Source organism: Nocardiopsis sp. iso_238 (assembly GCF_056173325.1).
Map to the genome: position 1 here is coordinate 2,963,512 of NZ_CM149668.1, position 20,448 is coordinate 2,983,959.

The 20,448-nt window shown below is 73.1% G+C and carries 21 protein-coding genes and 1 pseudogene; 11 read left to right on the forward strand and 11 right to left on the reverse strand.

All coding sequences use genetic code 11. The features are described from left to right. The first annotated feature begins 27 nt into the window (after positions 1-27). Positions 28-399, forward strand: coding sequence for a YciI family protein (locus AC0VYL_RS13250; RefSeq protein WP_475483333.1), 372 nt, complete (start codon positions 28-30; stop codon positions 397-399). A 25-nt stretch (positions 400-424) separates the two neighbouring features. After that, positions 425-1,666, forward strand: coding sequence for an RNA polymerase sigma factor (locus AC0VYL_RS13255; RefSeq protein ID WP_475483334.1), 1,242 nt, complete (start codon positions 425-427; stop codon positions 1,664-1,666). A gap of 47 nt (positions 1,667-1,713) precedes the next feature. Here AC0VYL_RS13255 and AC0VYL_RS13260 read toward each other — a convergent pair whose 3' ends face one another. The 3 genes and pseudogenes from AC0VYL_RS13260 to AC0VYL_RS13270 all read right to left on the reverse strand — a co-directional run bounded on the left by AC0VYL_RS13260 (position 1,714) and on the right by AC0VYL_RS13270 (position 3,352). Next, positions 1,714-1,857, reverse strand: a complete 144-nt coding sequence (locus tag AC0VYL_RS13260; RefSeq protein ID WP_475483596.1) for a hypothetical protein — start codon at positions 1,855-1,857, stop codon at positions 1,714-1,716. A gap of 100 nt (positions 1,858-1,957) precedes the next feature. Further along, a pseudogene (locus AC0VYL_RS13265) lies at positions 1,958-2,362 on the reverse strand (dioxygenase family protein); the annotation flags it as partial. Positions 2,363-2,488: 126 nt separating this feature from the next. Then, on the reverse strand, positions 2,489-3,352 hold the full coding sequence (locus tag AC0VYL_RS13270; RefSeq protein WP_475483335.1) for a helix-turn-helix transcriptional regulator: 864 nt from the start codon (positions 3,350-3,352) through the stop codon (positions 2,489-2,491). Between the two features lie 208 nt (positions 3,353-3,560). On the opposite strand from AC0VYL_RS13270, the gene AC0VYL_RS13275 reads away from it, so the two are divergent. The 3 genes from AC0VYL_RS13275 (at position 3,561) to AC0VYL_RS13285 (ending at position 6,121) form a co-directional block, all read left to right on the forward strand. Further along, entirely contained in the window at positions 3,561-4,109 is a 549-nt protein-coding gene (locus AC0VYL_RS13275) for a DUF1062 domain-containing protein (protein WP_475483336.1), read from the forward strand. Positions 4,110-4,337: 228 nt separating this feature from the next. Beyond that, positions 4,338-4,916 (forward strand): TetR/AcrR family transcriptional regulator, encoded by a 579-nt coding sequence (locus AC0VYL_RS13280; protein WP_475483337.1) that lies wholly within the window; start codon positions 4,338-4,340, stop codon positions 4,914-4,916. Beyond that, a complete protein-coding gene (locus tag AC0VYL_RS13285) occupies positions 4,913-6,121 on the forward strand; it encodes an FAD-dependent oxidoreductase (RefSeq protein WP_475483338.1) in 1,209 nt (402 codons plus the stop codon). Before AC0VYL_RS13280 ends, AC0VYL_RS13285 begins: the two co-directional genes overlap by 4 nt. Positions 6,122-6,258: 137 nt before the next feature. On the opposite strand, the gene AC0VYL_RS13290 is transcribed toward AC0VYL_RS13285, so the two are convergent. Beyond that, positions 6,259-7,272 (reverse strand): aldo/keto reductase, encoded by a 1,014-nt coding sequence (locus AC0VYL_RS13290; protein WP_475452808.1) that lies wholly within the window; start codon positions 7,270-7,272, stop codon positions 6,259-6,261. Positions 7,273-7,373: 101 nt separating this feature from the next. Between AC0VYL_RS13290 and AC0VYL_RS13295 the strand changes: the two genes are divergently transcribed. Next, the gene (locus AC0VYL_RS13295) at positions 7,374-8,222 is read left to right on the forward strand and encodes a helix-turn-helix domain-containing protein (RefSeq protein WP_475452810.1); all 849 of its coding nucleotides are present in this window, start codon (positions 7,374-7,376) and stop codon (positions 8,220-8,222) included. A 192-nt stretch (positions 8,223-8,414) separates the two neighbouring features. On the opposite strand, the gene AC0VYL_RS13300 is transcribed toward AC0VYL_RS13295, so the two are convergent. Beyond that, positions 8,415-9,239, reverse strand: coding sequence for a nucleotidyltransferase family protein (locus AC0VYL_RS13300; RefSeq protein WP_475483339.1), 825 nt, complete (start codon positions 9,237-9,239; stop codon positions 8,415-8,417). Between the two features lie 15 nt (positions 9,240-9,254). Beyond that, positions 9,255-9,995 (reverse strand): hypothetical protein, encoded by a 741-nt coding sequence (locus tag AC0VYL_RS13305; protein ID WP_475452814.1) that lies wholly within the window; start codon positions 9,993-9,995, stop codon positions 9,255-9,257. Positions 9,996-10,207: 212 nt separating this feature from the next. On the opposite strand from AC0VYL_RS13305, the gene AC0VYL_RS13310 reads away from it, so the two are divergent. From AC0VYL_RS13310 to AC0VYL_RS13320, 3 genes are read left to right on the forward strand one after another with little or no spacing between them, the layout of a single operon-like run. Then, entirely contained in the window at positions 10,208-11,035 is an 828-nt protein-coding gene (locus tag AC0VYL_RS13310; protein ID WP_475483340.1) for an alpha/beta hydrolase, read from the forward strand. Next, the gene (locus AC0VYL_RS13315; protein ID WP_475483341.1) at positions 11,032-12,024 is read left to right on the forward strand and encodes an ATP-binding cassette domain-containing protein; all 993 of its coding nucleotides are present in this window, start codon (positions 11,032-11,034) and stop codon (positions 12,022-12,024) included. The genes AC0VYL_RS13310 and AC0VYL_RS13315 overlap by 4 nt, the downstream gene beginning before the upstream one ends. After that, entirely contained in the window at positions 12,024-12,899 is an 876-nt protein-coding gene (locus tag AC0VYL_RS13320; protein ID WP_475452820.1) for an ABC transporter permease, read from the forward strand. The genes AC0VYL_RS13315 and AC0VYL_RS13320 overlap by 1 nt, the downstream gene beginning before the upstream one ends. 204 nt (positions 12,900-13,103) lie before the next feature. On the opposite strand, the gene AC0VYL_RS13325 is transcribed toward AC0VYL_RS13320, so the two are convergent. Then, positions 13,104-13,868 carry a TioE family transcriptional regulator gene (locus AC0VYL_RS13325; RefSeq protein ID WP_475483342.1) on the reverse strand — a complete coding sequence of 255 codons (765 nt, stop codon included), beginning with the start codon at positions 13,866-13,868 and terminating at the stop codon, positions 13,104-13,106. Positions 13,869-13,926: 58 nt separating this feature from the next. On the opposite strand from AC0VYL_RS13325, the gene AC0VYL_RS13330 reads away from it, so the two are divergent. After that, the gene (locus AC0VYL_RS13330; protein ID WP_475483343.1) at positions 13,927-15,162 is read left to right on the forward strand and encodes an erythromycin esterase family protein; all 1,236 of its coding nucleotides are present in this window, start codon (positions 13,927-13,929) and stop codon (positions 15,160-15,162) included. Between the two features lie 66 nt (positions 15,163-15,228). Here the strand turns inward: AC0VYL_RS13330 and AC0VYL_RS13335 are convergent, their stop codons facing one another. Next, entirely contained in the window at positions 15,229-15,972 is a 744-nt protein-coding gene (locus tag AC0VYL_RS13335; protein WP_475483344.1) for an SDR family oxidoreductase, read from the reverse strand. Between the two features lie 239 nt (positions 15,973-16,211). On the opposite strand from AC0VYL_RS13335, the gene AC0VYL_RS13340 reads away from it, so the two are divergent. Continuing rightward, a complete protein-coding gene (locus tag AC0VYL_RS13340) occupies positions 16,212-17,603 on the forward strand; it encodes an FAD-binding oxidoreductase (protein WP_475483345.1) in 1,392 nt (463 codons plus the stop codon). Positions 17,604-17,694: 91 nt separating this feature from the next. Here AC0VYL_RS13340 and AC0VYL_RS13345 read toward each other — a convergent pair whose 3' ends face one another. From AC0VYL_RS13345 to AC0VYL_RS13355, 3 genes are all read right to left on the reverse strand, one after another. Further along, a complete protein-coding gene (locus AC0VYL_RS13345) occupies positions 17,695-18,408 on the reverse strand; it encodes a MerR family transcriptional regulator (RefSeq protein WP_475483346.1) in 714 nt (237 codons plus the stop codon). A 118-nt stretch (positions 18,409-18,526) separates the two neighbouring features. Beyond that, positions 18,527-19,192, reverse strand: coding sequence for a response regulator (locus AC0VYL_RS13350; protein WP_475483347.1), 666 nt, complete (start codon positions 19,190-19,192; stop codon positions 18,527-18,529). Continuing rightward, a complete protein-coding gene (locus tag AC0VYL_RS13355; protein WP_475483348.1) occupies positions 19,189-20,424 on the reverse strand; it encodes a sensor histidine kinase in 1,236 nt (411 codons plus the stop codon). Before AC0VYL_RS13355 ends, AC0VYL_RS13350 begins: the two co-directional genes overlap by 4 nt. Between the last annotated feature and the right edge of the window lie 24 nt (positions 20,425-20,448).

A 20,448-nucleotide genomic window follows, 5' to 3' on the forward strand; every position in this document is an offset into this window, starting at 1 on the left:
ATCTGCGCACCGACCGAGAGGAACCCCGTGAAGTACCTGCTGTTGGGCTACACCCCCCGTGACTCCTGGGACGCCGAGAGCGCCCATACCCCCAGCCCCGAGGCGTTGGCCGCCTTCGCCGCCTACCAGGAGATCGAACGCGAGCTCGTCGGGTCCGGTGAGCTGGTCTCCAGCGAGGGGCTGGGGCATCCGGCCGTGAGCACCACGATCAGTCGGGACGGGACGGGGGTGCTGGCCACCGACGGCCCCTTCACCGAGCTCAAGGAGGTGTTGGCGAGCTTCGCCGTGATCGACGTGAGCGGGCACGAACGCGCCGTGGAGATCGCCTCCCGGATCGTGGAGGTGTTGGGGGAACCGATCGAGGTCCGCCCGATCATGGGCGCGGACTTCGCGGCGTGAGCCCCCATGGGAGGTGGACCCCACGATGAACCCCGACGTCGAGCGGGTGCTGCGCGAGGAGGCCCCGCAGGTGCTCGGCGCACTGGTGCGGCGGTTCGGCCGTTTCGACCTGGCCGAGGACGCGGTGCAGGAGGCCCTGCTGGCCGCCGACCGGAAGTGGGCGGACCAGGGGGTGCCCGAGGATCCGCGCTCCTGGCTGATCCGGGTCGGCTACCGCAGGATGGTCGACCTGCTGCGGTCGGAGCAGGCGCGGGCGCGGCGGGAGGAACGGGCCTCGGCGGCCGACGCCGACCTGCTCGATCCGGGGCGTCGTGCGGCGGTCCCGGGCGGTGACGACAGTCTGGCGCTGTTGTTGCTGTGCGCTCACCCCGCGATGAACACGGCGTCCCAGGTGGCGTTGACGCTGCGTGCGGTGGGTGGTCTGACGACGGCGGAGATCGCGCGCGCCCATGGGGTGGGTGAGGCGACGATGGGGACGCGGATCAGCAGGGCGAAGCAGCGGTTGGTGCGGGCGGGGGCGCGGTTCGCCCCGCCGGTGGACGCGGAGGACCGGGCGGCGCGCACGGCCGTGGTCATGCGTGTGCTGTACCTGGTCTTCAACGAGGGGTACACGGCCTCGGCCGGTGAGGAGCTTTCGCGGGTGGACCTGACCTCGGAGGCGGTTCGGTTGGCGCGGATGTTGCACGCGTCGTTGCCCGGGGACGCCGAGGTGACGGGGTTGTTGGCGCTGATGTTGTTGACGGGGGCGCGTGGTGCGTCGCGGGTGGGGGCCGACGGGGCCCTGGTGTCGTGGGAGGAACGGGACCGGTCCTCGTGGGACGCGGAGGCGATCGCGGAGGGCACCGCGCTGATCGACGGGGTGTGGAACCAGCGGGAGGCGGGCCCGTACCAGGTGCAGGCGGCCATCGCGGCCGTGCACGCCGCGGCCGGCGCGGAGGGGGAGACGGACTGGGTCCAGATCGCCGTGCTGTACCTGTGGTTGGAGCGGTTGATGCCGACGGCGCCGGTGCGGTTGAGCCGGGTGGTGGCGGTCTCCCGTGCCTATGGGGCGGAGCGGGGGTTGGCACTGTTGGACGACCTGGAGGGCCGTCACGGGATGCGGGGGGATCCGTTGGTCGCCAGGCGTGAGCGGATCGTGCGTGCCCATCTACTGGAGCGGACCGGTCGGGTGCGGGCGGCCGCGGATCTGTTCCGGGAGGCCGCTGACCTGGGGGCCAATCGGGTGGAGGAGCGGTACCTGAGGGGGCGCGCCGATCTTCTGGGGTGAGGGCCGGGCACCGTCGACCGTGGTGCCCGGCCCCCGCGGTCGGGGTCTCAGGCGGTGAGATTGAGGACGAAGTCGAACTCGGCGAGCTGTCCGGTGCCGTCGTTGGTGACGTTCATCAGCAGGCGGGGGTCGAAGAGCATGTCGGTGCCGTTGCGCGGTTCGCCCGGGAAGTAGAGCTGGGTGGTGAGCACCGGCTGGTGGGGGGGCCTGGACCTTGACGTGCAGGTGGCGGGTGCGGCCCGGGTAGAGGCCCGGGACGATGGTGGTGAGGGTGAAGGCGCCCTGGGCGTCGGTGAACTGGTGGCCCCGGTAGTCGTAGCCGACGTTGTCGTAGCCTCCGGCGTCGTCGGCCTGCCAGAAGTCGAGCAGGGCGCCGGGGACGGGTCGGCAGTCGCGGGTGAACACGTAACCGGACACGGCCAGGGCGAGTCCGGGGTGACCGGGCACGACCAGGTCGGTGCGCTGCGGGGAGTTCGGTTTGAAGTAGGGGCCCTCCATCTGCGGGGGTGTGGGGTCGTCGCCGTCGTCGCACTGGGGGGTGGGGGCCAGGGTGCGGCCGTGTTCGGCGGCTTCGCGCGCCAGTGTGGGTGTGGCGGTGGACAGCAGCGCGGCGGCGGGGGCCGCGACCAGGGCGGCTCTGAGCAGGCTCTTGCGGGTGGGGCCGTCCTGGTCGGGGTGGTTGTCGCTCTGGACCATGGGGGGGTGCTCCTCGTGGGGGAAGGGAGGCGGGGGTGTGGCCGCACCTCCCTGCGGGTGAGCACGAGATTACGGTCCGTTCCGTGGGTGGGCGATGGACGGATCTCGGGGGGCGTGGTGTGTTTCTCAGGAGGTGGTGGGGGAGCCGTGGCGGAACCGTCCGGGGGTGGTGCCGGTCTCGCGGCGGAAGAACCGGCAGAAGTAGGCGGGGTCGTGGAAGCCGACGGTGCGGGCGATGGCGGCCACGGTGAGGTCGGTGCCGATCAGGAGCCGTTGGGCTTCCAGGGTGCGCGCGCCGCGCAGGAGTTCCCCGGGGGTGCGTCCGGTGGCGTGTTTGACCGCGTCGGCCAGGTGGCCGGGGGTCACTCCGAGGTGGGTGGCGGCCTGGGCCACGGTCATCCCGGCGGTGGTGTCGGGGCGGTCGAGCAGGCGCAGGAAGCGTTCCCCGAGGGCGTCGGTGCCGGGGAGCGTGGGCCGGGGGTCGCGGTCGTAGGCGCGGGCGGTGCGGGTGAGGAGGATGTGCAGGTAGGCGCGCAGGATGGAGGCCATGCCGGGGCGGCGGGCGCGGAACTCGTCCAGCATCTCGTCGAGGAGGGCGCTGGTCTGCGCGGCGGTCTCGGCGGTGGGGGTGTGCCAGGGGCGTTCGGCGGCCAGGCGGCGGAGGAGTTCGCGGTCCTGGGGGCGGTCCAGGAGGAAGGCGTCCTCCAGGAGCAGGACGTGGCCCTCCACGCCGTGGGCGCGGCCCCAGTGGTGGACCTGCCCGGCGGTGAGGATGCCGAGGTTGGGTGGGGTGATGGGCCATCGGCGCAGGTCGATGACGTGTTCGCCGGTGCCGGCGGTGACGTGGACGATCTCGTGGAAGGTGTGGCGGTGGGGGAAGGCCGCTCGGGACAGCGGGCCGATGGAGTCGAAGGTCCCGATGGCGAAGGGCAGGTGCCGCGGGGCGGGGACCTCCAGCCGGTGGAGTTCCAGGGGGGAGGCGGGGCGCATGGGCGCTCCCTACCCGGGTGCGGGGCCGCTACTCCGCGGAAACCGGTTGTCCGGGAGATGGAGGGGTGGCTAGGTTGGTGCCTCCCCTACGTGAGGACCGTGCGTACATGACGCCCCCCGCTCTTTGATCTGACTCATTCGCGCATCGCTGGCCGACGGTGACGTCGGCTCTGTTTCCTGTGCCTTCCGTCAGATCTTCAGAGAGATCATGTCCTCACATCTTCACAACGTGCTGCCCTGGGTCGTGCGGCGCTCCCGCCTGCCCCTGATCGCCCTGCCGTGCGTGGCCTGTCCGAGTACGCGTGCCACCACGGGTGCGGGCAGGTTCCGTGTCAACGCCAACGGCAAGCTCCTCGACGTGTGGCTGCTGGTCAACTGCGTGGCCTGTGACCGTACGGGCAAACTGACCGTCCACGACCGTGTTCCGGTGCGTTCGCTGGCGCCGGAACTCCTGGCTGGGTACACGGTCAACGCGTCGGCCCTGGTGGCCGCGGTCCTGTTGGATCCGTCGTTCGCCCGCCTCAACCGGTTCACGCTGGTGTGGGAGGGCTGCTGGGAGCTGTGCGCCCCGAAGCCACCCGAGTGTCCCTGGCCCCCGCGGTTCGAGGTCGTCTTCGAGGATCCGGTGCCGGTCCGTCCCGAACGGCTCCTGGCACACGGGTTGGGCCTCAGCCGAAGCGAGGTGGCGCGTCGGGTCGAGGCCGACGTGCCACTGAACCGGCGGACCGCACGAGGGTTCTCCTTCGTGCTGGTCTGACCGGCGCACCGCGGGGCGTCGGGAGGGAACCGTGTGGTGTTCCCTCCCGGCCCTCGCTGGCCGGTCCGACGGCCCCCGTGACACGTGTCCCTGCCGTCCGGTGGTGGGCGAGGGCGGCCAGTGACGTGCGCTGTACACGGGCGGGGATTCGTGGCATCCTCGGAATTGGGCACTTGCCCAAGGCAATCGTCCAAAACGGATGCCCGCACTGAGGAAGAAGGGGTCGGGATGAGTACGAAACGGGGCCGACAGGTGCGCGAGCGCCTGCTCGGCGCGGCCAGCGCACTGATCGCGGAGGTCGGCTGGGGCGCGGTGAGCACACGGACGCTGGCCGAGCGCGCCGGGGTCGGTCCGGGGCTGGTGCACTACCACTACCCCTCGTTGAACGCCCTGCTCAACGAGGCCGCCCTGGCCACGATGGGTGCCGTGGCCGAGCGGACCGCCGAGCGGCTACAGGGGACCGGTCCCGATGAGGGGCTGGAGATGATGTTGGCGGCGCTGGACGTCTACCCCGGCGACGACCCCGTCTCCGCCCTGTTCGTCGAGGCCTACCTCGCCGCCGGGCGTGACGAGGAGCTGCGCCGGGGCATCACCGCACTCCTGGAACGCTTCCGCGCCCCGCTCACCGACTGGCTGCGGGCGGGCGGGGTCCCCGACCCCGAGGCCACCGCCCGGGTACTGGCCTCGGCCTTGGACGGCGTCATGCTGCACCGGACGCTGGATCCGCGCCTGGACGCCGAGGCGGTGGGCCCGGTCCTGCGCCGTCTGTTGGTCCCCGCCCCCGTGAGCACCGGGGAGGGCGCGTGAACGGCGTGCGCGGGCGCGCGGTCATCGTGGGCGCCGGGATCGCCGGGTTGGCCCTGGCCCAGCGCCTGGACCGGCACGGGTGGCGCGTGGTCGTGGTGGAGCGGGCGCCGGGCCCGCGACCGCAGGGGTACATGATCGACTTCTTCGGCCCGGGCTACGACGCCGCCGAGCGGATGGGGTTGGGGCCCCGTCTGCGCGAACTGGGCCACCACTTCACCGAGGCCTCCCTCGTGGACGAGCGCGGTCGTCAGCGCGCCGCGGTCAGCTTCGCGCGCTTCGCCGAGGCCCTGGGCGGGGAGCTGGTCTCGATCATGCGCCCCGACCTGGAACGGGCCCTGCGGGAGTCGCTGCCCTCCCGGGTGGAGGTGCGCCACTCCACCTCCCCCGAGGCGGTCACCGATGACGGGGAGGTGGTGCGGGTGCGTCTGACCGGCGGTGAGGTGCTGGAGGCGGACCTGTTGGTGGGCGCGGACGGCATCCACTCCACCGTGCGGCGGCTGGTCTTCGGTGAGGAGGAGGGGTACCTGCGGCACCTGGGCTTCCACACCGGTGCGTTCACCTTCGAGGACTCCCGTGTGCACGCGGCGACCCGTGGGAGCTTCCGGCTCACCGACAGCCTGGGGGCGCAGATGGGGCTGTACGCGTTGGAGGGGGACCGGGTGGCGGCCTTCACCGTGCACCGCAGCCGGGACACCCGCCTGCCCCGGGACCCCAGGGAGGCGTTGCGCGCGGCGTGCTCGGGGCTGGGCTGGGTGGTTCCGCGCGCGTTGGAGCTGTGCCCGGAGCCCGGGAAGGTGTACTACGACCACGTCGCCCAGGTGGAGATGGACCGGTGGAGCCGGGGGCGCACGGTGCTGGTGGGTGACGCGTGTCAGGCGGTGTCGTTGCTCGCGGGCCAGGGCGCCTCGATGGGGGTGGGCGGGTCCTACGTGTTGGGGGAGGAGTTGGCCCGGGCGGACAGTGTCGGTGAGGGGCTGGATCGCTACGAACGGCGTTGGCGTCCGGTCGTGGAGGAGCGCCAGCGCACCGCCCGTTCGGGGACGTCCTGGTTCCTGCCGACCACCGCCGGGCGGCTGCGTGCGCGCCGGATGTTCCTGCGCCTGTCCGCGCTGCCGGGCGTGGACCGGCTGGTGGCGACCTCCCTGTCGGGCAAGCCCACCCGGGTGGTGAAGGACCTGGTGCCGCTGGACGCCGAGGGGGACTGAGGGCCGTCTGGGACTCCACGGTGTTCCGGGGTGGCGTGGCGCGGGGGTGCCGGTGGCGTCACCGTGGTGGCCCTCGGGCCGCGGTAGCCGCCACGGTCGGCCGGTTCGGGACCGGCCGACCGTGGCGGGAGTCCGGGTCACCGTCGTCCGAAGGGCCGCTCCCGCACCGGGGCGGCGACGTGGCGGTCGCCGTTGAGCCACTCCTGGGTGTCGGCGTTGAGGTCGTGCGGGTATCCCGGCGTGTGGTCGGCCAGCGCGTCCAGCTCCGCCATGGTCTCCGGCGGCAGACCCAGGTCGAGGGCGCCGAGACTGTCCCGGAGCTGTTCGGTGCGGCTGGCGCCCAGGATGGGGTGGATGCGCGGTGAACGGTGCAGGGCCCAGGCTGTGGCCACCTGGGCGGGGGTGGCGCCCAGTTCCTGGGCGGTGCGGCGCAGGAGGCGCGCGGCCCGGTGCTGGCGTTCGGTGACGGTGTCCGGGTCGACCCGGACCGAACCCGGGGCGGCACGGGGGGTGTCGGTGTAGCGGCCCGAGAGCACCCCGGCGGCCAGGCCGTTGTAGGTGGCCACGCTGAGTCCGTGGGCACGGGCCAGGGGCAGCAGGTCGCGTTCGATGTCGCGGTGGAGCGGGTTGTAGGGCACCTGGAGGGCCACGAACGGGGTCCACCCGTGGTGGCGGGCCAGGGTGTTGGCCTCGGCCACGACCCAGGCGGGCATGTTGGAGGCGCCCGTGTACAGGACCTTGCCCGCGCGCACGGCGTCGTCCAGGGCGCGCATGGTCTCCTCAAGGGGGGTGTACTCGTCCCAGGTGTGCACCCACAGCAGGTCGACGTGGTCGGTGCGCAGGTGGCGCAGGCTCCGTTCGAGTGAGCGGGTGAGGTTGCGGCGGTGACTGCCGCCGGAGTTGGCGTCGCTCGGGTCCCGGGGCAGGGTGAACTTGGTGGAGAGCACGAAGCGGTCGCGGCGCCCCTGGAGGAGTCCTCCCAGGAGCTGTTCGCTGTCGCCGTAGGCGGAGGCGGTGTCGATGAGGTTGCCGCCCGCGTCCTGGTAGAGGTCGACCGTGCGGCGGCTCTCTTCGGGGTCGGTGAAGGTCATGGTGCCCAGGAGAAGCTGGGAGACGCGTAGCCCCGAGGGGCCCAGGAGTTGGTGGCGCATGGGAAGAGTGTGCGCCGTGCGCGGGGCGGGAGGGAGACCGTGGTGATCCTGGCCCCGGCAGGGCCAGGATCGGAGAGGGGGCGCGCTCCTAGACTCGGCGTATGGATGACGGTGAGATGGGTGCGTTCCTTCGTGAGTGCCGGGAGGCGACCCCTCCTGGACGGGTGGGTCTGCCGGTGGGTCGGCGCCGCCGCACCCCGGGGTTGCGCCGGGAGGAGCTGGCCACCGTTGCGGGGGTGAGCGTGGACTACCTGACCCGTCTGGAGCAGGGGCGCGACCGCAACCCCTCGCCGCAGGTGCTGGTGGCGTTGGCGGACGCGATGGGGTTGTCGGTGGGAGCCCGTGTGCGCCTGCGCAACCTGTCGAAGGCGGCCTCCGGCGCGGGTGCGCTGTGCCCGGGCGGGATGCCGCCGGAGCGGGGGGTGCGGGCGAGCACGCGGGCGATGTTGGAGCGGTTGGAGCCCGCCCCGGCGGCGTTGTTCAACCGGTTGGGGGAGGTGCTCGCGTACACGGCGGGGTACGAGCGCCTGATGGGGCCGCTGGGGTTGTTGGACGTGGAGGGTGACCAGCCCGCGAACCGGGTGTGGTTCGTCTTCGCTGACGACCGGGCCCGGCTGGCGTACCCGGACTGGGAGAGTGTGGCCGACGCGCGGTTGGCGGAGCTGCGGGCGGAGGCCGCCCCCGACGATCCGCACCTGGCACACCTGGTGGAGGAGTTGGAGATCGTGGGTGGGGCTCCCTTCACCGATCGGCTGGCGGCCCCGGCGTCGGTGCCGTCGAGCACGGGGGTGGAGCGGCTGGCGCATCCGGTGGCGGGTGAGGTGCGTCTGTCGTACGAGCGGTGGGACACCGAAGGGCAGTACCTGGTGGTGTACCTGCCCGCCGACGAGGTGTCGGCGGCGGCGTTGGACCGCCTCGACCACGTGCCGCTGCGTGTGGTGGGCGGGTGAGTCCGGAGGGTCGTACAGCTCGTTGACGACGACCGACCGGACGGGCGCACGGTGATCCGGGGCCTCCTGGGCGAGGACGCCGAGCGTGTGCCCGGTGGCGTCGGCGGCCCGGGTGGGAGCGGGCTCGTCCGGGTCCGGTGGGGCGTGCGCACCGGGGCGCCGCCTCACCACCGCCGGAGGGGACCCGTGGTCTCAGGGAGTCCGGGGCCGGGGCGCCTTGAGGCCGTGGGTGGCGGCGTACTCCCGGGCCAACCAGGGGGCGAGGTCCTCGATGAGCTCGCGCAGGTGGTCGGGGTCGGCGCTGGGGTTACGGGCGGTGTGGGCGGCGGCGCGCATCTGCCGGTGGCGGTCGGGGTGGTAGTGGCCGAAGACGTCCGCCGCCAGGGTGAGGTCGCTGGTCCATCCGCCCCAGGACGGCATGACCAGGGTGAGTCCGGTGCGGGCGAGTCGGCGGGCCACGCCCCGGCTCAGGGCGCGGAGGTCGTCGTCGGTGGTGGCCTCGGCCAGTCGGGTGCGCCAGCGGGGCCGGGTCAGGTGCAGGTCGCCGTTGGTCTCGCGGGCCAGGAGGCTGGTGGGTCGGTACCGGGGGAGCCGTTCGCCCAGGTCGGGGCCGGTCAGAGGGGTGCACAGGCAGGCCACGAAGAACCCGGCGTCGTGCCGTTCGAGCGCGCTGGTCAGGCGGGGAACCCCGTCCAGGAGGATCCCGCCGCCGTTGACCTGGGGGAAGTCGGCGTCGATCTCCTCCTGGAGCGCGCGGGCCCGGTCGTGGTCGGTGGGGTCGGGGGCGGCGTGCAGGGCCACCAGGGCGTCCAGGTCCGAGACGCCGGGGACGGCGGTGCCCCGGGGGATGCTGCCGTACAGGTAGGCGCTGTGCATGCGGGCACCGAAGACCTCGTGGAGTCGGGTGCGCAGGGTCGCGACCACGGGGGTGAAGGCGGCGGGAACGCGGTCCGGGGAGCCTTCGCGGGCGATGGTGCCGTCGGGGCGGAGCCCCCGGACGGGGGGCGGCGGTGTCACGGTGGGGGCTCCGGGTCAGGTCAGCGGGTGCCAGGCCCACATGTTGGGTTCGAGGTAGGTGCCGCGGTCGGCGGCCAGGTCGATGGTGACGGGGGCCAGGGCCTCGTCCACGATGTGGCGACCGCTGCCGGGGAAGTCCATCCCGGCCCACTGGCGCCACTGGGCGACGGTGCCCTCCACGCGCATCGACTTCTCGCAGGGGTGGAGCAGGTGCGCGCCCAGGCGTTGGTGGGTGCGGAGCCAGGGGTCCGTGGCCAGCCCGTCGGCCTCGCGGGTCCAGCTGGCGTACTCCGCCATGGGGATCAGCGGGTACCGGTGTTTGAGGGTGGGGCGCAGGGGTGCGGCCAGGGCGGTCAGTCCGTGTTCGGCGGCGTTGTCGCGCAGGGCCTGGGCCATGAGGGCGCTGACCCCGGCGCCCTGGTGGTGGATGGAGACCGCGATGTACAGGGCGGAGGCGATGGTGGGCGCGCGTCCGGCGTCCCTGTCCGCGAAGGCCTGTTCGAGGGCCCAGGCGAACCCCTCGTCGGGAAGTTCGTCGGGGGTGCCGTGCCAGGCCAGGGGGACGCTGTTGGCCCGGGCGATGACCTCGTCGCCGCGAACGAGGGCGAGCTGGTACTCGGCGAACTCCCGGGCCAGGCGGCCCCAGTACCTGTGGGCGACGGTGTCGTGGAACATCACCTCCGGGCCGGGGTTGAGCTCGGGGCGTTCCAGGACCTCGACGAGGTCGGGGCGCTGGGCCAGGGTCACGATCGGCATGCGTGCATCGTGGCAGGGCGCCGCTGGTGGGGCAAGCGGATTATCGCCGGTCAGGGGGGTGGGTCGGGGGTTCGGTAGTGCTGGCACCACTGCGGGAGGTGGGTGGGAGTGGACCCGCAAGAGGGTGTCAGCGTCATCGTCCCCGTCGTACCTACGGTTCTAGCGTTGGGTGTGTCAGAAAGCCTGGTGTACGAGGAACCTCGGGGAGAGCCATGATCGCGGCGGGCCCATCCACCATCCCGGCCCCGGAGCCGTTGCGGTACGAGCGGGCCCGGGGGTACGGGGTTCGTCTGTTGGCCTGCGACGGGACCGAGGACGGGCGGATCGTGGAGGAGTTGGGGGACGCGGCCACCGCGGACCACGTCGCGGTCCTGGTGCCGGGCAACGACAACTACCTGGGCAACTACTTCAACCAGAAGCGTGCGACGCGGCCGCGCGCCAACGGGGAGACCCTGTTGCGCACGATGCGTGAGGTGGCGCCGGGGGAGCGTGTGGCGGTGGTGGTGTGGGTGGGGTACCGCACCCCGCGCGGGTTCGGGGAGGCGGTCTCGCGTCGCCCGGCGATCGAGGGTGCGGCGGACCTGGTGCGGTTGACCCGGTTCCTGCCCGGCTCTGCGCGCGTGACGCTGGTGGGGCACAGTTACGGCACGGTGGTGTGCGGTCTGGCCCTGGGACAGGGGCGGGTCGGTGACTGCGTGGCGCTGGGCAGCCCGGGTATGGGGACGCGTTCGCGCGAGGAGCTGGGCTTCTCGGGGAACCTGTGGGCGGCGCGGGGCCCCAACGACTGGATCAGGTTCTTCCCCCGGGGGCACGTGGGCGAGATGGGGCACGGGCCCTCACCGATGCGGCGCGGGTACGGGGCGCGCGTGTTCGAGACCGGGGACATCCCGGGGCACTGCTCGTACTACCGGTCGGGCAGCGAGTCGGTGCGCAACATCGCCCGGATCGCGGTGGGCCGGTACGAGGAGGTGACGCCCGTGGCGGTGCCTCGGCCGCCTCGGCCGCGTGAGGAGCGGGTGGCCGAGGCGGTGGTCTCGTGAACGGTGGACCGGTGATCCTGGCCGAGGGGCTGCGCAAGCTCTACCCGGGAGGCGGGGTGGCGCTGGACGGGGTGGACCTGGCGGTGGAGCCGGGCACCGTGCACGGGTTGTTGGGGCCCAACGGCGCGGGAAAGACGACGTCGGTGCGGGTGCTGGCGACCCTCCTGGGGTTCGACGGGGGCCGGGCCCGGGTGGCCGGGGCCGACGTCGCCTCGCAGGCCCGGCTGGTGCGTTCGCGGATCGGGTTCGTGGGGCAGTACGCGGCGGTGGACGAGATCCTCAGCGGGCGCCGCAACCTGGAGATGTTCGGTCGGCTCTACCACCTGGGGCGGCGGCGGTCGCGCGAGCGGGCCGCGGAACTGCTGGAGCGGTTCGACCTGACCGGGGCGGCCGACCGTTCGGTGCGTACGTACTCGGGTGGGATGCGCCGCCGGTTGGATCTGGCGGCGGGGTTGGTGCTGGATCCCCGTGTGCTGTTCCTGGACGAGCCCACGACCGGCCTGGACCCGCGCAGCCGGGCCGAGGTGTGGCGGGCGGTGCGGGAGCTGGTGGCGGGGGGTACGACGGTGCTGCTGACCACCCAGTACCTGGAGGAGGCCGACCGGTTGGCTGACCGGGTGTCGGTGCTGGACCGGGGACGGGTGATCGCTGAGGGCGGCCCGGAGGAGCTGAAGGCGCGGGTGGGCGGCGGCCGGGTGGAGGTCGTGGTGGCCGACGCCGAGGAGCTGCCGGTGGCGGTGGAGGTGCTGGGCCGGATGGCCGGGGCGCCGCCGGAGGTGGATCGGGACGCGTTGCGGGTGAGCGCCCCGGTGTGCGGGGGCGGTGCGGCGTTGACCAAGGTGGTGCGGGCTCTGGACGAGGCCGGGTTGGACGTGGAGGACATCGCGTTGCGGCGGCCGACGTTGGACGACGTGTTCCTGGGGCTGACCGGGCAGCACGGTGCGGGTGTCCGAGATGTGGAAGGGCGCGGAGCGGCGGAGGGGCGGTGATGACCGTGACGGGTACGGAGCGGGTCGCGGATCCGGTGCCGGTGGAGCGTGGACCCCGTGGGCCGCGTGCCTGGGCGGGGCGTGCGGGATGGGCGGTGGCCGATGCCGCCGTCGTGGCGCGCCGCTACCTGGCTCATCTGGTGTACAAGCCCGACGAGGTGGTCGGGACGCTGATGATCCCGGTGCTGGCGGTGCTGCTGTTCGGTTTCGTCTTCGGGGAGGCGATGGGCGCGGCCATGGGGGTGGGCGGTGAGGACTACCGCGACTTCCTGATGCCGGGGCTGTTCGCGCTGACGATGGCGTTCGGGATCGGGAACACGACGATCGCGGTGGTCACGGATGTGGGCCGGGGCGTGGTGGACCGGTTCCGGACGCTGCCGATGGCGCCCTCGGCGTTGTTGGTGGGACGGAGCATGGCCGACGTGGTCTCGGCTCTGGTGGACCTGGCGGTCCTCGTGGGGATGGGGCTGCTGGTCGGGTGGCAGTGGCACAACGGTCTGGGACCGGCGTTGGCGGCTCTGGGGTTGTTGTTGCTGCTGAGGTTGGCGTTCACGTGGATCGGGATCTACCTGGGGTTGCTGGTGCGCGGTCCCGAGGCGGCGATGAAGTTCTTCTCGCTGGTGTTCCCGTTGGCGATGGTGGCGGAGACGTTCGTGCCCACGGAGGTGATTCCGGCGTGGTTGGCTCCGGTGGCGGAGTGGAACCCGCTGTCGGCGACGGTGCTGGCCTGCCGTGAGCTGTTCGGGAACACCGCGGTGGTGAGTGAGTCGTGGGTGGCGCAGAACGCGTTGCTGATGGCGGTGGTGTGGCCGCTGGTGTTGATGGCGGTGTTCGTTCCGTTGGCGTCGCGGCGCTACCGGAAGCTGGGCCGCTGAACCCGTTCCGGTGTCGGAGGTGCGCGCGGGGGCGCGCACCCCCCTTTCTCTTCGGGGTTGGCGGTGCACCCGGTGCGCGTCGGTGTTCCGGAGGGCGGGATGTGGGTCGGAGTGAGAGTGTCCGGACGCCGGTCCGTGACGTTGGGGGTGGCGGAGCGACATCGTGCGGCCCGGTTGGGGAGGGGCCGGTGGCGCGGACGGGGTTCACGTGTGGGTGGACAGGTGGTCCTCCAGCTGGGCGGCCCCGGCCAGGAGCGCGCGTCCTCGTGCGTCGAGCCGCCGGTGCCATCCGCCCAGGGTCTCCTCCAGGGGTTGGAGGCCTCCGGCCGAGCGCACCTGGTCGATGAGCGGGGCGATCTGTCCCAGCGGGTGGCCGCCGCGCCGGAGTTGGTGGACCAGCTGGGCGTCGCGTACGGCGGCGGTGTCGTAGACCCGGTAGCCGGTCCGGGGGTCGCGGCCCGGGCGGACCAGTCCGGCCCGCTCCCACTTGCGCAGGGTGGCCGGTCGGATACCGAGGCGCTCCGCGAGCGGCCCGATGAAGGTGGCCCGGGGCTCGGGGGCCGTGGGGGTGAGCCCGGAGAGCACCGTGGTGGTCGGTCGGGGGGCCGCGGCGCGGTGGGCGTCCAGGTCGCGGAGCGCGTTCCGGACGGCGGTGAGGGTCCGGCGGTCGTCGAGGAGCTGGGCGTGGCTCAGGTCGATCTGGTGCAGGGCCTCCTCCACCCTGCCGTGGTTGACCGCCCGCATGATCTCCGCCGCCCGCTGGTGGCCGTGGCCGGGGAGCAGGGCCAGGAACGCGCGCAGGGCCGAGGCGTGCGGTGGGGTGTAGGTCCGGTATCCGTGGGGGGAGCGTTCGGCGGGCGGGAGGATGCCCTGCGCCTCGTAGTTCCTGACCGCCTGGGTGGAGAGGCCGTGCCGACGTGCCAGGTCGATCGGTCTCAGACGCACCCCGGTTTGAAGCTTCTCCGCCATATTCTCGATGCTAGCTCAGCAAAGTCTCCACCGGTGGTTCAGCGATAGCGTCGAAGGTATGGCTACGCACATGAAGGACACCGTCCACGAGTTCGGAGCGGCCTCGGTCATGGGGCTGCTCTCCGAACGGCCGCGCGTGCTCGCCCTGGGCGAGCCCACCCATGACGACGGCACACTGCTCTGGGCGCGCAACGACCTGTTCCGAGAACTCGTGGAACAGGAGGGGTACCGGACCATCGCCGTGGAGAGCGACTGCCTCAAGGGGCTGGTCGTGGACGAGTACGTCACCTCGGGCCACGGGACACTCGACGAGGTCATGGAGCGCGGGTTCAGCCACGGGTTCGGCGCCTACACCGCCAACCGTGCGCTGGTGCGGTGGATGCGCGCGTACAACGAGGGGCGTCCCGCCGGTGACCGTCTGCGCTTCGCCGGGTTCGACGGTCCGTTGGAGATCTCCGGGGCGGAGAGCCCCCGGCAGGCCCTGAGCGCCCTGTACGACTACCTCGCTGAGCAGGTCGAGGAGGAGATGCTGCCCTGTGCCGCCGGAACCCTCGACCGGCTGCTCGGCGCGGACGGGCCGTGGGCCGACCCGGAGACGATGATGGACCCGGCGCGGTCGGTGGGGCGGTCGGCCGAGGCCGGTGCGCTGCGGTTGATCGCCGACGACCTCGTCGCGTTGCTGGACGCGCAGGCTCCGTACCTGCTGGAGGCGACCTCGCGCGCGGAACTGGAGCAGGCCGGGCTGTACGGGCGCACCGCCGTGGGGTTGTTGCGCTACCACCACTGGCTGGCCGACACCTCAGCCGCGCGCGTCAACCGGCTGTTGGGGGTGCGGGACCAGATGATGGCGCACAACCTCCTGGCCCTGGCCGAGCGCGGACCGGTGCTGGTGCACGCGCACAACTCCCACCTGCAACGGGAGCGGAGTTCGATGCGGATGTGGCAGGGGCTGATGGAGTGGTGGAGCGCGGGCGCGCTGGTGGCGGCTCGACTGGGCCGTGACTACGCGTTCCTGCCCACCGCGTTGGGCGCGCTGCGCCACCACGGAGTCGGGGAGCCGCCTGCGGGGAGTGTGGAGGGGGCGTTGTACGCGCTGGGTTCGGAGCGGTGTGTGGTGGACGCCGCCGGGTTGGCGCGGGTGCTGGGTGAGGGCGGAGCCGAGCCCCGGGTGTCGCCGTGGTTCGGGTACGCCGCGTTGGATCCCGCGCACCTGGCGGGCGGTGACGGTCTGGTGTTCGTCCGGGAGGTCACCCCGTCGGAGGGCGCGGGCGGTGGGGAGCCTTCCGACGGGTAGGCGCGCCACGGGGTGCCGGTCGCGCCTACCCGTGGTGGCCGTGGGCGGGTCCCAGTGCGCGTCTGCTCAGGCGCGGGCCAGGTACTCGGCGAAGGTGGTGCGTCCCACGGCGTGCTCCGGGGTCAGGTGGGCTCCGGCGCGGTAGGCGGCGAAGATCGCTCCGGGCAGGCGCAGCGGAAGCAGGCGGCGCTCGGTGCCGGTGGCGTCCAGGTAGGCGCGGGCCAGGTCGTGGAAGGACTCCACCCGGGGTCCGCCCAGGTCGGGGACGCGTCCGGCGGGTTCCTCCTGGGCCAGGCGGGCCAGACGGAGGGCGACCTCGGCGGGGTCGACGGGCTGGACGTCGACGTCGGGGTAGGGCATCACGGGCATGCGGGCGGCGTGGGCGCAGACCGCGGCGACGAGCTGGTGGAACTGGGTGGCGCGCAGGACGGTCACGCCCAGGCCGGAGGCGAGCAGGGCCTCCTCGATGGTGTGCTTGGTCCGGTAGTAGCCCAGGGGGACCTGGTCGCAGCCGACGATGGAGACGTAGACCAGGTGGGTGACGCCGTTGGCCCTGGCGGCGCGCAGGAGGTGGGTGGCGGCCGGGATGTCGCCGCCGCTGGGGGTGCTGGCGCAGTGCACGACGGTGTCGACGCCGGTCAGGGCGGAGTCGAGTCCGTCTCCGGTGCGCAGGTCGACGGCGTGGGCGTTGGTGTCCTGGGGGTCGGGGTGGCGGCTGAGCGTGAGGATCCGGTGGTCGGTCTCGCGCAGTCGTTCCACCAGGGGTGTGCCGAGGGTTCCGGTGGCGCCGGTGACCAGGATCGTGCTCATGTGCCCACCTCCGCGGCCGTTGGCGTGTGTCCGAGGCGTCGGAGGTCCAAGCTAACACCGCACTGGTCCGCCTTTGGGGAGGTTTGATGGGATTTCGTGCTGCTTTGCCGAGGCATGGTGTGGGGGAACGTGCCTGTTCATCCTGGTACGCGAGTGAATCCTGGGATGGGGCGTCCGGTTAGAGTGCTGGGCAGCGTCGGCGCAGTGAGCGCCGCCACACAGGGTGAAGGAGGGGTCCCATGCCGGGGGTCGTCGAGGAGCTGGTGGCCGCGATCGGGACCGAACAGGTGGTCACCGATCCCGCCGTGATGGAGGGCTACTCGCATGACGAGGCCGAGTGGGCGCCCTACGGTGCTCCGGCGGCGGTGGTCCGGCCCCGGGACACCTCCGACGTCGCGGAGGTGGTGCGGATCTGCGCGCGCGGCGGGGTCGCGGTGGTCGGGCGCGGCGCCGGAACCGGGTTGTCGGGGGCGGCCAACTCCGGCCGGGGGTGGGTGGTGGTCTCCTTCGAGCGGATGAACCGGGTGCTGGAGGTGGACACCGTCCAGCAGACGGCCACGGTCCAGCCGGGCGTGGTCAACGACGACCTGCGGGCGCGGGTCGCCCAGGACGGTCTGTGGTACCCGCCGGACCCGGCCTCGGCGCCGTGGTCGACGATCGGCGGGAACGTGGCCACCAACGCCGGCGGGCTGTGCTGCGTGAAGTACGGGGTCACCCGGGACTACGTGCTGGGCATGGAGGCCGTGGTGGGAGCCGGTGAGGTGGTGCGGCTGGGCCGGACCACCGCCAAGGGGGTGACCGGGTACGACCTGGCCGGACTCATGGTGGGTTCGGAGGGCACGCTGGGCCTGGTCACCGAGGTGACGCTGCGTCTGGTGCCGCTGCGCCGGGGCGTGGAGCACACGGTGGTCGGCTACTTCGACTCGCTGACCGACGCCGGGCGGGCGGTGGCGGCGGTGTCCGCCGCGGGGATCGTGCCCTCGGCGCTGGAGCTCATCGACCGGTTCTGCCTCCAGGCGGTGGACGAGTGGAAGAACATGGGCCTGTCCGCCGAGGGCGAGGTGCTGCTGCTGGCCCGCAGCGACCTGCCCGGTGCCTCGGGGCAGGAGGAGGCCGACCGAATCCTGGAGTGTTTCGAGCGGGAGAAGGCGGTCTACGCGGTGCGCTCCACCGATGAGGAGGAGGCCGAGGCGCTCTTCCAGGCTCGGCGGCTGGCCTACCCGGCGCTGGAGCGGTTGGGTCCGTTGCTGACCGAGGACGTGTGCGTGCCCAAGGCCCGGGTTCCGCACATGCTGGAGGCGATCGAGGCGGCCGGGGAGCGGTTCGACACCAGGATCGGCAACATCGCGCACGCCGGTGACGGGAACCTGCACCCCCTGTTCATCGTCCCGGCCGGTGACGAGGAGGCCAAGCGGCGGGCCAAGCAGGCGTTCGAGGTGATCGTGGACGAGGCCCTCGCCGTGGGCGGAACGGTCACCGGCGAGCACGGGGTGGGCCTGCTGAAGATGCGCGGCGCCGCCGACGAACTGGGGCCGCACGTGCTGGCGATGCACCGGGCGGTCAAGGGCGCCTTGGACCCCCGGGGGATCTTCAACCCGGGCAAGGTCTTCGCTCTGGAGGAGGAGGCCTGAGCCCTGGAGCGGACTCCGGGTGAGAACGGGGGGTGCGGGTCGTCGGGGTGTCCCGGGCGGCCCGCACCCGTGTGCGGGCGGCGACGCTGGTTCACACGGTGCGGGCGTAGTCGTCCAGGAGGGCGGCGGCGGTGAGCATGGCCCGTGAACGCTGGGTGAGTTCGTCCGCGCGCTGGTCCAGGGCGGTGTGCAGGGCCCGGCTGTGTCCGCTGCGGCGCAGTTCGTGGATGACCGGCGGGATGTCCGGGAGCGGGTAGCGGACCTGGCGCAGCAGGTGCACCATGCGGGCCTCGCGCACGTCGGCGGGGGAGTACAGGCGGTACCCGGTGGGGTGTTCGCGCCGGGGGGCGAGCAGCCCGGCGTCCTCCCACACACGCAGGGTGGAGGTGCGTACGCCCAGGTGGGCGGCGAGCTCTCCGATGCGCAGATCGCCGTCGGGGGCGGCGGGTGCCTCGGGGGCGCGATCGGCGACCGCCGCCAGGGCCCGGCCGGTGGCGTGCAGTGCGGTGCGCTGTTCGTGCAGGGTGTGGTGGGCGGCGTCGATCAGCGCCAGCGCCGCGGGCAGGTCGTGTTCGTGCACGGCGGCCATGACGTCGCGCGCGGTGGCGCCGCCGAACCCGGCGCTCAGGGCTCGGAAGGTGAGCAGGGCCCGGCGGTGCAGGTCGGTGAGGATCCGGTAGCCGGAGGCGGTACGGCCGGTCGGGGGGAGGACGCCCTCGTCTGCGTGGTTGCGCACCTGCTGGGTGGAGATTCCGGCGGCCCGCGCGAGGTCGATGGGGCGGAGGCGGTCGGTGGGCGCGTCCAAGGTGGGTTCCTCCCGGGCTGTGGGTGATCAGGATAGGGCGCCGTCCCGGGTCCGGTGGGGGAGGCGGTCACGCGTGTGCCCGAGGATCCGGGCCGTCGGCGGGGAGCAGGCGGATCCTCTAACGCAGGTCCGCCTCGTAGGCGAGCAGCCCGGCCTGGGTGCGGTTGTCGCAGCCCAGCTTCTCCAGCAGGCGGGACACGTGGCCCTTCACGGTGGCCTCGGACAGGAACAGGCGTCTGGCGATCTGACCGTTGGTCAGGCCTTCGCCCAGACCGGTCAGGACCTCGGTCTCGCGTTCGGTCAGGGAGGCCACCAGGGTGGCGCGGTCCAGGTGGTCGGTCCGGGCCGTGTGGGCGGTGCCGAGCAGACGGCGGGTGGCCTCGGGGGACATGACGGTGTGCCCCAGGGCGGCCACCCGGACGAGGGAGGCGAGGTCCTCGGGCGGGGTGGACTTGAGCAGGAATCCGGCGGCGCCCGCGTTCAGGGCCTTCAGCACGTACTCGTCCGCGTCGAAGGTGGTCAGGGCGACCACGACCGGGGGCGAGGGCAGGGCGGTGATCTCCTGGGTGGCGCCGATGCCGTCCAGGACGGGCATGCGCAGGTCCATGAGGACGAGGTCGGGTTCGTGCTGGCGGACGGCGTCGAGGGCGGCGCGGCCGTCGTGGGCCCGGGCGACGACGGAGATGTGGGGGTCCACGCCCAGGATGGTGGCCAGGTGGGCGCAGACGATCGGGTCGTCGTCCACGATCAGCACGCGGACGGGTCGGGTGGGCTGGCTGTTCAAGGGTGCTGGCCTTCGTCGGTCGTAGGGGGCGCGTGCGCGGGGGGTCTGCGGGTGAGGGGGACGTGGGAGGGGAGTTCGGCGCGCACCTGGAACCCGCCCCGGGGCGTGGGTGCGGCGTCGAGGAGCCCGCCGAGGAGTTCCACCCTGCGGCGTAGCCCGGACAGGCCCCGGGCCGAGCCGGAGGAGACCAGGGCCGGGTCGGGGGCGCCGGTGGGCGCGGTGTTGGTGACGCGGACCAGCACCGTGGTGGGGCCGTGGTCGAGATGGACCCGTACCCGGGAACCGGGAGCGTGTTTGCGCACGTTGGTGAGGGCCTCCTGGACGACACGGTGCAGGGTCGCGGCGACCAGGGGTGAGGCCTGCCCGGGATCGCCTCGGGTGTCCAGGTCCACGGTGGTCCCGGCGCCGCGCGCGTCCTCCACGAGCTGGTGGGGGTCGGGGGCGAGGTCATGGGAGGGGAGGTCGTGTCCGGTGGAGAGCACACCGGTGAGGTCGCGGAGTTCGGCCAGGGCGCGGTGACCCGTGGCGCGCAGTTCCTCCGCGGCGGTGCGCACGGCGTCGTCGGGCGCGGTCACGCGCAGGGCTCCGGCCTGGAGCACGATGAGGCTGACCCGGTGGGTGACGACGTCGTGCATCTCGGTGGCCAGGCGGGCGCGTTCGTCCGCGCGGGCCTGGCGGGCGAGCAGGTGCCGTTCGTTCTCGGCGCGCCGGGCCCGTTCCCGCAGCGCCTCGACCAGCCGGCGGTGGGTGGACAGGTAGAGGGCCAGGGCGGCGGCCAGGTCCACGAAGAGCACGGTGCGTACGCCGGTGCCGCTGATGGTGGTGGGGTCGGCTGCGAGCAGGCTGACCAGGACCAGGGCGGCGAAGGGAAGCCAGAACCGGCGGTCGGGCGGGGTGTGCAGGGCCGCCGCGTAGGCGGCGAAGGGCGCGGTGGGTGGGAACCAGGCCAGGGCGAGGCCGGTGTCGGGGCCGAAGAGCGGGCCGGTGCACAGGCTGGCCGTGACGGCGGCGAGTCCGGCGGCGGTGGCGGCCCACAGCGCGGCGAGGGGGTGCGTGCGCCGCCACAGCAGGGTGGCCGAGAGGAGGAGGCAGGCGGTCAGGACCGCTGCGGACGGGACGGGGGAGTCGGGTGGGACCGTGCGGGCCAGGGCGGTCCCCATGGCGGCGCTGATCCCGACGGCGGCCAGGTCCGGCAGGGTGTGCCGGTCGGGGGTGGGCAGGCCGAGTCGCATGGGTTCAGCCTAGGGCGGGAGCCG